Origin of the sequence: Prosthecobacter vanneervenii (assembly GCF_014203095.1) — a bacterium.
Classification (GTDB): Bacteria; Verrucomicrobiota; Verrucomicrobiia; order Verrucomicrobiales; family Verrucomicrobiaceae; genus Prosthecobacter; species Prosthecobacter vanneervenii.
The window spans coordinates 145,183-158,545 of sequence record NZ_JACHIG010000006.1 but is presented as its reverse complement, the minus strand read 5'-3'; the positions used below and the strand labels follow the sequence as shown (position 1 = coordinate 158,545).

At 60.9% G+C, this 13,363-nt stretch carries 6 protein-coding genes; 4 read left to right on the top strand and 2 right to left on the bottom strand.

The window, feature by feature from the left end; genetic code table 11:
* The first annotated feature begins 85 nt into the window (after positions 1-85).
* The 4 genes from HNQ65_RS15025 (at position 86) to HNQ65_RS15010 (ending at position 6,682) form a co-directional block, all read left to right on the top strand.
* A complete protein-coding gene (locus HNQ65_RS15025) occupies positions 86-1,198 on the top strand; it encodes a substrate-binding domain-containing protein (RefSeq protein WP_184340394.1) in 1,113 nt (370 codons plus the stop codon).
* Positions 1,199-1,321: 123 nt separating this feature from the next.
* Entirely contained in the window at positions 1,322-2,110 is a 789-nt protein-coding gene (locus tag HNQ65_RS15020; protein WP_184340393.1) for a YdjY domain-containing protein, read from the top strand.
* A gap of 16 nt (positions 2,111-2,126) precedes the next feature.
* Positions 2,127-3,290 (top strand): prenyltransferase/squalene oxidase repeat-containing protein, encoded by a 1,164-nt coding sequence (locus tag HNQ65_RS15015; protein ID WP_184340392.1) that lies wholly within the window; start codon positions 2,127-2,129, stop codon positions 3,288-3,290.
* 326 nt (positions 3,291-3,616) lie between these two features.
* Positions 3,617-6,682, top strand: coding sequence for a hypothetical protein (locus HNQ65_RS15010; protein WP_184340391.1), 3,066 nt, complete (start codon positions 3,617-3,619; stop codon positions 6,680-6,682).
* 164 nt (positions 6,683-6,846) lie between these two features.
* Here HNQ65_RS15010 and HNQ65_RS15005 read toward each other — a convergent pair whose 3' ends face one another.
* Both HNQ65_RS15005 and HNQ65_RS15000 read right to left on the bottom strand, forming a co-directional pair.
* Entirely contained in the window at positions 6,847-9,279 is a 2,433-nt protein-coding gene (locus HNQ65_RS15005) for a hypothetical protein (RefSeq protein WP_184340390.1), read from the bottom strand.
* A 67-nt stretch (positions 9,280-9,346) separates the two neighbouring features.
* Positions 9,347-13,351: a hypothetical protein gene (locus HNQ65_RS15000; protein ID WP_184340389.1), complete on the bottom strand. Its 4,005-nt coding sequence runs from the start codon at positions 13,349-13,351 to the stop codon at positions 9,347-9,349.
* Positions 13,352-13,363 lie beyond the last annotated feature (12 nt).

The following is a 13,363-nucleotide window of genomic DNA, read 5'->3' as shown; positions in this document are numbered from 1 at the left end:
CCATGCAAGCAGAAGACTGGTGGAGATTTGGCATTTATCTGGTTCTTTTGCGGTCTGGCACCCAGATCCTCAAATATCAACCAGCATGTCATTACCTTTCATTCGCACCGCCGCCCTTTGCCTGGCCACCGCCTTGCTTCCAGCCTGCGGTCCGTCGGAGCCGCCCGCCTCAGATGCCGCCCCCAGCTCCAGTGAGCCGGCTGCTCAAAAGCCCTCGCCACAGCAGTCCACTCCGGCCACTCCCGCCGCCCTGCTATCGGCTTCCAGTCTTGCCGCCAAAGACGAGCGTGCGGAGATACGCCTGCTTCTCTCAGATGCCCGCATCGCCATGCAGGCATTTCAGCGCGACGGCCTCAGCATGCTCGTCGGCAGGCGGGCGGGCTACCAGCTCACCACCAGCGACGCCGAAGGCAGCAGTGCCAGGCAGATCGAGCAGTTCCGCCAGTCCATCGCCACAAAGCCGGCCGCCATCATCGTCAGCCCCATCGATCCCGCAGCGCTCGCAGCCCTCATCGTCGAGGCCAAAACCCAGGGCATCATCGTCATCGGCCTCGACAAACGCATGCTCAATGAAGGCTGCGCCAGCATCGTTTACTCAGACCAGCGCCTCATGGGGCGGCTGGCTGCAGAGACGGTCGTCGAGGCCTTGAAACGCAAAGCCGCTGAAGAAAATCGTACCGACATCACCGGGCGTATTGTCCAGCTCCGCGGCGCGGCTGACAGCCACACCTCCAGCGAAATGGCCGAGGGCTTTGGCGAAGGACTCCGCAGCCAGCCTGGCATCATCATCGTTCACGATGCACCCGCAGACTGGAACACAGAAAAGGCCACCCAGCGCACGGCGGAAGCCTTCAAACTCCAGCAAAGTTTTGACGCCATCTATGCCCACAGCGATGCCATTGCCGTCGGCGCTGCCAAAGCTGCCGAAACCGCAGGCAGGCGCGACAATGTCTTCATCATCGGCACAGACGGGCTCTCTGGTCAGAAGCGCGGTCTCGAATCCGTCCGCGATGGTGAGATCGATGCCAGCGTCATTCAGCCAGCGCTCGTGGATCTTGCACTGCAAATCATCGCCAAGCTGCGCACAGATAAAACCTTCAAACCACAGCCCGCCTATGAAATTCAGCCGATGGTGATTCTCCCGAAAAACGTGGAGCAGTGTCTGCGCACCGGCACCTACAAGCTTCCGCAGCTTTAGCCCTTTCGGCATCGGTACCGCCCCCTTTTCTCTACCCTCCCTCTTCCTGCGATGCGCAAAAAACGCCCACCGCAGGCCGTTCACGGTCAAATATCGCCCACCGCACCACTCCCCCGCCCCCGCATGATTGCCGCCCCCATCCGCCTTCGTACTCCTTCCCCAGCCATGCTGCGCTCCCTCGCCGCCACCGCCCTTGTCCTTATCGCCCTCGCCGACCTGCGGGCGCAGGATGCCGCGCCCAAGCCCGACGCCAAGGCCCAGCTCGAAGAGGCGCAGAAACTCGTCAAGCAGGTCTCCCCCGGAGTCTTTGACCTCAACGGCATCCAGATTACCGCCGCCACCCGCGAGCTCCGCATCCCCTGCTCCATCCTCCATCAAAAGCTGCCCATCGAGTACGCCCTCTGCCATGAGGCCGGCGAAAAAGTGCACGAAACCATCCTCGAGACCAAGGTGCGCCCCATCCAGATCCAGCTCGCCCTCCTCCTCGCCAATTATCAGCCCGGCACCCTCGGCATTCTCGAAAAACTCGACCCCAAAGAGGAACGTCCCTACAAGGCCAAAGACACCGAACCCAAAACCCCCGGTGCCAACCGCCTCGCCATCCACGTCGAATGGAAAGACGGTGACAAAATCAAAAAAGTCCCCCTCTCCGACTTCATCCAGGACATCGAAAAACGCAAAACTCCCGATGACCTCGACACCTGGATCTTCAATGGCTCCTTGATCGACGAAGGCGGATTCGCCGCCGAAACCACCGGCTCCATCATCTCCACCTACGTAGACCGCAGCGCCATCATCAATTCCGCAGCCAAAGGCAACCAGCGCGACGATCTCTGGATCAGCATGCCATCCAACATCCCGGCAGAGGAAACCAAAGTCACCCTCATCATCACCCCCGCAGCCACCAAATAATCCCCCCTCTCACACCATGAAAATCCCAGCCTTCATCCTCACCCTGGCGCTCGGCACCACCGCCGCCTTTCCCCAGGCCGCCACCCAGCCGGCGCGCAATGAATCCCTCAAGCAGGAGCTCCGCCTCAGTGTCGAGCGCGGCATCAATTTCCTCCGCTCCAAGCAGAACCCCGCCACCGGCCAGTGGGGCGAATCCGAGCCCGTCGCCATGACTGCCCTCGGCATCATCGGCTTCATGCTCGACCCCAACCGCAAGCCCGGCGATCCCGTCCCCGCCGAGGTCGAAAAAGCCACCAAGTACCTCATCAGCCAGGCCCGTCCGGATGGCGGTATCTTCACCAAGGCCCGTGGCAACTACAACACCGCCATGGCGCTGACGGCGCTTCTCATGAACAACAAGCCCGAAAACGAAGAGGTCATGCTCAAAGCCCGCCGCTACCTCGTCCGCTGCCAGGTGGACCTTGATGAGAAAGGCAAGCAGGACAATCCCCTCGACGGCGGCGTGGGCTACGGAGACGAAAAAGGCATGCACGCCGACCTCTCCAACATGACCTTCGCCCTTGAGGCCCTCTACTACTCCCAGTCCATGCTCGCCGACAAAGGAGACGCCGCCAAAAACGAGCCCCAGCTCAATATCAGCGCCGCCATCGACTTCATCCAGCGCTGCCAGAACCGTCCCGAAAGCAACAAATCCTCATGGGTCAGCAAAGACCCCGACGACGCCGGCGGCTTCATCTACAACCCCTCCGAAACCCGCGGCGCCAAAGTCACCAATCCCGATGGCAGCGTCGCTCTTCGCAGCTATGGCAGCATCAGCTACGCCGGCCTTCTGAGCTTCATCTACGCCGGACTCGACAAAGACGACCCTCGTGTCAAAGCCGTCATCGAGTGGCTCCAAAACCACTACAACCCCGATGAAAACCCCGGCCTCGGCGCCGCCGGCCTCTACTACTACTACCAGACCATGAGCAAGGCCCTCAGCATCGCCAAGATCGACTTCATCAAGACCAAGGACGGCAAGCTTATCGACTGGCGCAAAGACATCACCGAAAAACTCCTCAGCCTCCAGAAAGGCGACGGCTCCTGGGCCAACGCCGAAGGCCGCTGGATGGAGTCCGACCCCGTCCTTGTCACCAGCTACATCCTCATGGCCCTCGGCCGCATCCACCAGACCCTCTAAAAAGTTGCCCAGTTGCGCCGCAACTGGCTCAGCTCCATCTCCCAACGCCGCGCCCTCAAAAGCGCGGCGTTTTTTGTGCCCTCACATTGCCCCTCCTCATTCAGCCGCCCCCATTTGGACTGCGGTCGCGAAGTGAGGCACGAACGCAGCTATCGCTTTCGACGGCCTCACTGACTCACGCGCACCACAAAATCCCTCGAATGCGGCAGCCGGCCATTCATCGCCAGCCCTCCAGACCAAAGCCCGCCGCCAGTCACGCGAAAGCCATCCCCCACTCCAAACATCCCTCTCGACACTCCGCCCCATCACCCGGTAATCTCACCAGCATGCACCGCTCCAGCAGCCTCCTCCTGCTTTTGGCCATCATCACCCTGGCACACGGAGCAGAGCCAGCCAAAGACAAAGCATCGCCTCAAAGCCCCGCCACAGCACAATCTCCCTTGGAGCTGGCTGCGATAGCCCGGCTGAAGCAGAAAATGAACGAGATCATCATCCCCTCGGTTCATTTCGAAAATGCCACGCTTGAGCAGGCACTGGAATTTCTCCGCAAGAAGAGCCGTCAGTTGGACAAATCATCTGCTCCCACTGGCACCAAAGGCATCAAGCTCATCCTTCGCCAGCCCGCTCCACAAGAGGAGATCCGCATCACCCTCGATTTGAAGGACGTGCCCTTTTCTGAAGCCCTCCTCTATGTCACTGAGCTAGGACAGATGGTGTACCGCGTGGATGCCGAAGGCGTGATTCTCTCAGACAGGCATGCCTACGAAAGCGAAAGACACACCCGCACCTTCAGAGTTCCGCCAGACTTTTTTTCAGTCGAAGATTACGATCCTTCAAATGTTCCAACAGATCCATTCGCAACAACTGCTCTCGCACCAAATACCCCGGCTGGTAAAATCCCACGAAAAACCCCACAGCAAATCCTCGAAGCCGCAGGCATCACCTTCCCCGAAGGCAGCAGCGTCAGTTTCAATCCACTCACCGGCCTTCTCAGAGTTACCAATAACCAGCCCAACCTCGATCTGGTTGAAGCGTTGTGTGAATCGATTCTCTACCATCCTCCCAAAATCATCGCCTTAACCCTGACCATCATCGAAGGCCCGGGTGACCTCGTCCGCCAGATCAATACAGATGCCTCCAAGTCTGCCGATGCCGGCAGGCAGCTCACCAGCCTGCTCGATCTCGCACACAAGCCCGGCTCCTCCGTTCGTGTCGCTGGCCATGCCTTCATCGAAACAAAATCTGGATACCCCGTCACCACAGAAGCCGTGTCTGAACCCTGGCTTTCAAACCGTGCCCCCATAGATCTAAGCAGCCGCATCTCAGAAACAGCAGACCAGCAGCCCACCGGCCTGTGCCTCAATCTCGAACCTAGCATTCAGGCCGATGGACAGACCATCGATCTCAAACTCGACCTCGAATTACGCCAGTTTGCTTCCTCCGCAACGGATGCCCCACACTCAGACGGCACGACACCAGCGACAGACATTCCATCCCACCATCTTACCTCGAGTCTGATGATCCGCGATGGCACCACCAAGCTTATCGGCATAGCCCGACCACCCGGCCTGCAGCAGAAAGCCAACGACACCCTCTGGGCCGCGTTCATCACGACCGCCATTCGTTACGTAGAAAATCCGCCCCACCACCTCGCGCTCGGCATCCCCTCCACTTCCACGCCTCCCAAGGGCCTCTCAAGCATCACCTTCCAGATCCCGGAGGGGCTCTTTGAGTCGATCATGGAGCCCGCACCCAAATCTCTCAAGGATTGGCTCATCGACCAAGGTGTCACCTTCCCCTCAGGCTCAGTGATCGAACTGAAAAACGACCTCCTTCAAATAACGAACACGCAGGAAAACATCGACACCATTTCCACTTTGATCGCGGCCGCAGTGCATAAAGCCCCCAAAAACGTCGCTGTCAGACTGCACACCGTGCGCCTGCCCTCATCTTATTTGCCAAAGCTCTCTCAGGCCGCACTCAACTCCACCGACCAAACTGCCGAATGGAAAGAAGTAGAATCCGCCGCCGCACGCGGCGAAGCCGTGTTCCTTGAATCCGCCTTCTTCGAAACCAAATCCGGCACTCGCTCCTCCCATGTGGCCGCCAAGGAATGTTACTTCCTCGCTCAAACACCACCCAAAGACAAAAGCCCTCCCGCCATTTCCCTCAAAAACCAGACTCTCGGGTCTTCTTTGGAGTTAGAGCCCACCCTGGGTGCCGATGGTAGGACCATTGAAGTGGACTACAACCACGATCTGCATGTCACCGCAGCAGACAGCATCCGCGCGCTTAAAACCCGCAGCCACACCACCATGCATGAGGGAGAAATAAGACTCATCGCCCTGCATCAGGACCTCTGCAGCAGCCATGCAGACCACATCTGGGCCACCTTCCTCCAATGCAACGTGGTGCCTCACTTCCCCAGGCCCAAGCATCCGCTGAAAGTCACAGCCCTTGCATCTGCAAATCCTGACGCACTGGAAACAAAAACGTACTACCCACCTCCGGAAATCCTCTTTGAATTGCATAAACTGAACTCTCCGTCGCCCTTCCCAGCGATGGGAGCAGATCCCTTTGGAACCAATGATTCTCCCGCTCCACAAGAAGTGCCCCAAAGCCCAAAGAGCCCCCAGGACGTGTTAAAAAAATTAGGCTTCACCTTCCCCAAAGGCAGCCTCTCTCATTTCGACGCCACCACGTCCACCCTGACGGTGCGCAACACTCCCGCAAATCATGCCCTGATTGCCGCTGCCATTGAAAAACACATTCTCGCCTTGCCCAGCACCGTCGCCATCACCACGCACGTCCTGCAAGGCCCCGGACCCCTCCTGCGCAGCCTCGCCTCCCAGGCATCTCACAAAAGCGACCACCGCACCGAGTTCGACGAACTGCTCACAGCAGCCAAAGCTGGCACCGTCTTGCACCTCGACACCGCACGCCTCGAATCCAAGCCCGGCACCCGCGCAATCACCAATCAAGGCCATGAGCACAAAGCCATCTGCGAGATCACCCTGGATGAAAAAGGCCAGCCCGTCCTCAAGCAAGAACCACGCCCCGTCGGCTGCAATGTCGAACTCGAAGCCACCGTCAGCAAAGACAGCCCCTTCGTGGATCTGATCATCTCCGCCGAGTACCACACCGCCCCTCCCCTCGAACACCGCGAGCACCTCATCGCCCCCCAGGGCCACCGCCTCGATTTCCCGCTCACGGACTTCTTCACCTCCAAGACCGTCACCGGCATCACCATTCCCTCCGGCACCGCCCGTCTCCTGTCCCTCTACAGACCCACCGGCAAACCCGAGTTCGAAAAACAAGACATCCTCCAGGCCATCTTCATCACCTGCGACATCCTCCGCCTCAATGATCCGCCCGCGGCCGCGGTCAAGTAGCTCCGCTTTGCATCAGCAGTTCCGGTTCTTCGTGTGGTAGCATCGGCCACCCTGTCCACCTTAGCTCGAAGAGCTACGGTGGGAGCCCGTTCCGGCTCCCCAGAGCATCCACGCGTCCACAGCTCACACCCCTCTCACCAACAACTGCAAACCACAGCGCCCCCTCACTCCTCAAACTCCGTGTAGTGCTTCCTCCTCGGCGGCTCCGTCACCAGTGCCTTTTGCTTCCAGAAGGTGGCCTGCTGCACATCCTTCTCGCATCCCACTCCTTCCTGGTAGCACTGCACCAGGTTTTTCATCGCCTCCACCACGCCCTCTTCCGCAGCAGCCTTGATCGCGGCAAAGCCCGTTTTGCGTTCACGTGTGGTCTGGCCATGGTTCAGCAGCACCATGCCCGCCAGATTTTTGGCCGGAGAAAATTTCTCCGCCACCCGGGAGAGTGAGTCATACACATCCTGCCACAGTGCAGGGTCATGCTCTGCTTTCCGCCATAGCAGGTGCGCCACCAGATAGGCCTCCAGCGGGTGCTTCGACCGGCTCATCACCACCAGCACCAGCGCCCCGGCCTTTTCCGCATCCTGCGGCACCCCGTTTCCTTGAAACAACGCCTCCGCATAGTAGAAGCGCGCATCACGCCTCTTGCTCAGCTCAAAGGCCTGCTGATACAGTGCCACGCTGCGTGCGGCATCGCGCTCGCAGCCATACCCTGCGGCACACAGGTGCCCTTCCAGCAGGAGCGCCGAGATGCTGCCGTTCAGCGCCAGGTGATGCACATTCTCCACCCATCCGGCGTCCAGCCATTTGCCTTCATTGAAAAGCTGCCGCGCCATCCGGTCACACACCTTGTCGGCATACAGCATCCAGAACTTCTCCTGCGGAAACTTCTCCACCGCCTTCAGCACCACGGCCAGCGCAGGCTTGAAGTCCTGGATCATCTCCAGCCCCCGCGTCTGCTCCAGAATCTCCAGCTTCATCTCCTCCATCTGCTCGGCGGGAGTGAAGGCCGGCTTCAGCTCACGCAGAGACTCCGCATGCAAAAACTGCTCCTTCGCCGGAAGCAGCTCCCCCAGCTCGATTTGATCCGCCGCCGACGTGATGCGCCAGTGCTCCGCCGTATCACGCTGCACCGTGCACGTCAGCACGCCCTTCCCACGCGCAATGCGTTCCCCTCTCTGCACCTCAAACTGGTACGGCTGCTTCACCTTGATCAGGTCCAGCGTCTCCGGCTCTGCCCGCGCACCCTCCGCCACGCTGATACGCCTCAGCGGCCAACACGCACGCAGCTCCTCCTCCTGCCTCAGCAGCACCTCCACCGCCGGATGATCCAGCTCATAAAATCTCCCCTGACCCGCCGCCACGTGGTCCAGCAGCGTTGCCACAGACATCTCGTTCCATGATCTCACATAAGCAGCCGCACGCTCCAGCGCCTCCTTCTTCGCTGAGAGCTTCGCCGCCGCTCTCCGGTCTCCCGCAGCCAGTGCTTTCTCATACGCCGCCAGCGCCTGCCCGATGTCCGGCTCCGTGCCATGGCCATGCTCATACCGCTCCCCCAGTGGCATCCAGGCGGAGGCCGCTCCCAGCTTGGCCGCCAGCTTCAGCTGAGTGAAAGCCTCCGGCGTATAGCGCACCGGATTCTCCGGATCATCCGCCACGCTCACATAATCCCCCAGCGCATCCAGACGTCCGGCCTTGATCGTGTGATGCAGCAGCGTCATCACCTCCGGCCCAAACCCGCCCGAGTCCCGCAGTGCCAGCGCCAGCTGCTGCGTCGCCCTCGGGTCTCCCTTCTCCGCCAGCGGCATCAGCAGCTCTGCAGCCAGATGCGGCGCCCCTGCAGCACGCAGGCCAGCACAGGCCCGCACCATTTTCTCATCACTCACCTCCGCCACGGCGGCCCTCTTTTCCTCGGCCGCCTGCTTCTCAGCCGCCAGCCGGTCCAGATGATGCGGCCAGTAAATGATCCCCGCGATCATCGCCGCACACACCACCAGTCCCGCCAGCAGCAGAAAGGAGGATTCCTCCTCTGAGTCTGCCTCATCCACCAGCTCCGTCGCCGTAGGCCTGGACTTTGTCACCACCACCGCTTCAGCAGTCGCTGTAGCCGCATCTCCCCCGGCCTTGGGTGGTGGAAAAGCCGGCAGGATCACCTCTCCCACCCGCGCACCCGCACGCGGCTTCAGTGTGATGGGCTTCAGCAGATACCCACGGCGGCTCGGGCGTGCACCAGCGGCAGTTTCACCAGCCTCTGCTCCGCTTCCCTCCACCTCGTCTGCTTCCATCAGCGCCTCTTCCTCACCCTCCGCCAGATTCATCTCAAGCACCTCGCCGCCGATCCCAAATTTGAACGGCACATTCACTTCCAGTTCGCTCGAAATAACCCCGTTCACCGAGAACTGCGCGGCAGCTACCACGGCGATAATCTGAAACGTGCGCTCGCTGGTGCGGTACAGCACACAGTGCCTGTCATGAATCCCCGGCCCCTCAAACGTGATGTCGCACTTCTCCCCGCTGCCCATCGTCAGCGAGCTGTGCAGGGGGCACGAAATCCGGTGCTCGCCACCATCTTGAGTACGCAATGTCAAAACTGTCAGGGCCATCGCCGCAGACTAGGCTGAACATTTATTTAGGTCGAGTCAGCTTTATCTGAATCAATCTAATACATCTTTACTTTCCAGCTCCCAGCTCCTGGTAGTAGCGCTTCACCAGATCCCGGTACTCCGCCGGCACCGGATCACGGTCCACCGGGGCCAGATTCTTGCCTGCATCTTTCTTCGACAGTTCCTCCACCACGCGATCCCTCAGCTCCATCAGTGGCTGCGTGATCCGTGTGTTCAGGTGGGAGACCTGCGGCGCCTCATTGCTGCGCTTCAGCTCAATGCGCAGCGCCCGTGCACGGTCCTGCACCTTGGCCGCTTCGTTGCGCAGCTCCGAATTCTCCAGCAGTTCCTCCACATTGCGCAGGCGGTCGCTCCACTGCTCGTAGCCGTTGCCGGTAAAGACGCCCGTGTCAGGCTGCTCCTTGCTGTCTTCAAAAAACAGCGCCTCAGGCACCGCTCCGCCCGCGATCTGCGGCCGCCTGCGGTCGTTGTCAGAATCTCGGTCCCCCGTGGCACCAATGCCCTCATTGCTGTCGGCCATCTGCTGCGCCTGCCCCCGGCCTTGTCCTGGCCCGGAATTTCGCCCCTCGCCCGGCTGCTGCCCCTGCCCTGGCTTCTTGCCTTGCCCCGGCTGCTGCCCCTCGCCGGGTTTGCCACTGCTGTCTGCGGTCTGAGCCTGCTGCTCGCCCTGCCCCATCCCCTGCCCTTCTTGCCCGGGCTGCATGCCATCCTTGCCTGGCTGACTGCCATTCGGCTGCTGCGCGGCTGCCTGCTGCTGTCCCTTGCCTTTTCCCTGTCCTTGCCCCTCAGTTCCGGGTTGCTGCCCCTCCTGACCTTTCTCGCCTGGCTTGCCACTCTGTCCGGGCTTCTGGCCGTTTTCCGCCGTCTGCGCTTCCTTGCCTTCGCCTTGGCCTTCTTTCCCTTCCTGCCCCTTGCCGGCCTGCTGCCCCTGCTGGGCCATCTTCGTCTGCCCCTGCCCTTCCTGGCCTTTGCCTTTCTGCCCCTCGGCAGCTTTTGGATCTTGCTTCTCTCCACCGCCTTGGGGATCGGTGCCATTCGCAGTCTTCGCGCCCTTCTCACCTTCGCCCGCAGCCTCCTGCTCCTGGGCTTCCTTGATCAGCTTATCCAGCTCGTTCTTCGCCACGCGCAGCGCCTCGCTCTCACTGCCCAGCACACTCTCAGCCGCTTTCTCCACGCCTTTTTTCAGCTCCTCCACCGCGTTTGCTGCCTTGCGCTCGGCATCCTTCGCATCCGCCTGTGAGCCATAGCGCAGCTGGTTTTGCGCCTCCTGCAGGTTTTCCTCCAGCGCGCTCGTCTGCGCTTTGCGCACGGCATCGTAGAGATTCCGGTGCAGCAGCGGCTCACTTTGCTCCGCCTGCTCACTCAGCTGCTTCATGTTGTTCAGCAGCTTTTGAATGTCCTCCTGCTGCCCCGCCATCTGCCGGCTCTGTGCCGCATTCTGCATGTTCCGCTCGATGTCGGACCCCGCCTCCTTCTGATTCTCCAGCGCCTCGCTGATCTTCTTCTGGTTCTCCGCCGCATCACGCGCCTGCTGACGTATCTGCTTCATCTCCTCCGCAAATTTTTTCGAGGTCTTCTGCCGGAAATCCTCCCCCATCTTTTCCAGCTCGCGCTGGGCACGGGTGGTTGAGTTCGCGGCATCTGTCAGTTTTTGGTCCTTCAGCTGTTCGGCCGCTTCCATTGCCTTCTCACGCGCCTGCTCCAGTTGCTCCTTGGCCTCCGCCATGTTCTGCGCGTTGTCAGGCTTCTCCATGCGCTCCTTGAGGTCGTCGATGTCGCTCAGCAGCTGCTCCTGCTCCGTCTGCAGACGCTTCAGCTGGTTCTCCAGCTCCTGCTTCTCCTCCTCCGTCTTCGCATTCGCCATCTGGTTTTGCAGCTCCTTGATCTTCTCCGCTATCGCCTCCTGCCTCCTCGCCAGCTCCTTCAGGCGGTTCAGCACCTGCAGGTTCTCCTGCTGCTCGGCAGTCTGCTCCTCCGTCGCCATCTTCTCCTCCTCATAGCGCTGCTCCTTCTGCTTCAGCTCCAGGTCCATGATCTGGTTCTTGTTGGCCTGCTGCCCGGCTCCCTGCTGCGGCTTGTCCTGCCGCATCACCTGGTGCTCGCGGCTCTGCGCACGGTGCAGCCATTCCAGTGCCGTCTGCTCAAAAGTCAGCGCCTGATTCAGCGGCGACCTCTTCTTTTCCTCCGCCGCCTGCTGCAGCGGCCCTTCCGCGTCCTTCAGGCTCTTCCATGCCTCCGTCAGCGCCTGCTTCACCTGCGAATCCTCCGCCTTCTCCATGCCCTCCTTCACCTTCTCCAGCGCGATCCCGGTGGACTGATGCACCACGTTGATGTCAGGCACCGCCGCCTCGATCACGCGCCCCGCGTTCGTATCACGGATGATCTTCCATGTCGCATTCACCAGCTGCTTCACCAGATCCACCAGCTCGTCGCTCTGCGCCTTCGGCTGTCCCGGCTCGCTCGGTGGAGCCTCCATCTCGCGGAAGATGTCTTCAAAATGCCGCACATCGGCAAAGAACATGTCGCTCATGTTGCGCCGCACCTCGCCCTTCGGCCCGGTGTCCTCCGCCCACAGGTAATAGCTCACCAGCTGCCGTGGCTCCGCGTGCTCCTTCTCCAGCGCCAGCTCAGCCTTCACATCCTGCTTCTTCAGCGGCGCGGTCACCGCATGCTTGAACACGATCTCCTTGCTGCTCCCGTTGATGCTGAACACCGCCCCCGACTTCACCACCCCCAGGTCGTCAGACACCTTTGCCTCCACCGGCAGCTCCTGCAGGCTCGAAACCTGCAGATCGCGCTTCGGAAACACCACCTCGATCTTCGCCAGTTGGTTCGACTGCACCGTCACCGTAAACCACGGCGGATTCTTGTTCCCGCGCTCCGCCTCATCCACCAGATGCAGCCGGTACTTCTGCGTTTTCTCCGCCATCATCACGCCCTCTAGCACCGTCGCATCTCCGGCTGTAGCCGCCAGAGGTATCACCAACTTGTCCTCGCCAAAAAGCTCCGCAGCCGTCAGGTGCGGCCCAAAGGGGCTCACATCCTTGCGCCCCGCGCCACCCGCCTCGCCGCTCCCGATCAGCGGCTTGTTCACCTTGATCCGCCACACAATTTTCGATCCCTCCAGCGCCGTCACCTTCTTCGTGTTCTTCGTCTCCTTCACCGGCAGCTTCGTGTACTCCGGCGGCGTCACCGTCACATCGCTGCCCACCAGCGCCGGATAATCAAACACCGTGATCGTGTGCACCGCCGACTTCTGGCCGCTAAACTCCACGTGGTATTTCGTGTCACGCGCCACCTTGTGGATCATCCCGCCATACACCTGCTCATCCACCGTCAGCCGCATCGGCAGCCGCTCACGCTCCTGACCGTCCGCCTCGCTCACCACCAGCGTCGCATCCGCAGGCACCGGCCCGTTGAACCTCGCCTCCACGATCAGCTGCATGCCGCGCTCCAACTCCGTATCCCCCGGCGTCAGTGTCGCTTTAAACTCCGTCGGCTTCGCCGGCTCCTCCGCCTTCTTTTGCTCGGCCACCACCAGGCTGCGGCGAGACTGCACCCTCAGCGCCACCTCCGTTCCCAAAAACACCACCACCGCCAGACACGCCCCCACCAGCGCCCGCATGTAGGGCTTCTGCGTCACCGTCACCTGCCACTGCTGCGTCGCCGCATGCGCCAGCGCGCGATCAATCAGCCGCTCATGCAAAAACCCCGCCGTCTCGTCAGCACCGGCTTCGTGCTCGATCGCAGTCAGCAGCAGCGCATCCAGATTCGCATGCCGCTTCTCGATCAGGCGCGCGATCTCCCGATCACTCCACACATTCCGCCGCCCCTTGATCCACGCGATCACTCCCAGCACCACCAGCCCCAGCATCGACCACCGGTCCGCCCTTTTCGAAATCGACATCCCATTCAGAGCCGCCAGCAGAAACGCCCCCCTCACCAAAACCCCTAGCGCAAAAACCACCGCCAGATGCCGCATCAACCGCGCACGGCGCAAAATCTCCCGGACCTCAGCAATACGGGCTTCAAGAATGGTGCGAGCGATCATGATGAGAATGAA

Bases quoted from the DNA above. Each gene is read 5' to 3' on its own strand.
- HNQ65_RS15000 (WP_184340389.1), bottom strand. From the start codon at position 13,351: ATGATCGCTCGCACCATTCTTGAAGCCCGTATTGCTGAGGTCCGGGAG.
- HNQ65_RS15015 (WP_184340392.1), top strand. From the start codon at position 2,127: ATGAAAATCCCAGCCTTCATCCTCACCCTGGCGCTCGGCACCACCGCC.
- HNQ65_RS15010 (WP_184340391.1), top strand. From the start codon at position 3,617: ATGCACCGCTCCAGCAGCCTCCTCCTGCTTTTGGCCATCATCACCCTG.
- HNQ65_RS15020 (WP_184340393.1), top strand. From the start codon at position 1,322: ATGATTGCCGCCCCCATCCGCCTTCGTACTCCTTCCCCAGCCATGCTG.
- HNQ65_RS15005 (WP_184340390.1), bottom strand. From the start codon at position 9,279: ATGGCCCTGACAGTTTTGACATTGCGTACTCAAGATGGTGGCGAGCAC.
- HNQ65_RS15025 (WP_184340394.1), top strand. From the start codon at position 86: ATGTCATTACCTTTCATTCGCACCGCCGCCCTTTGCCTGGCCACCGCC.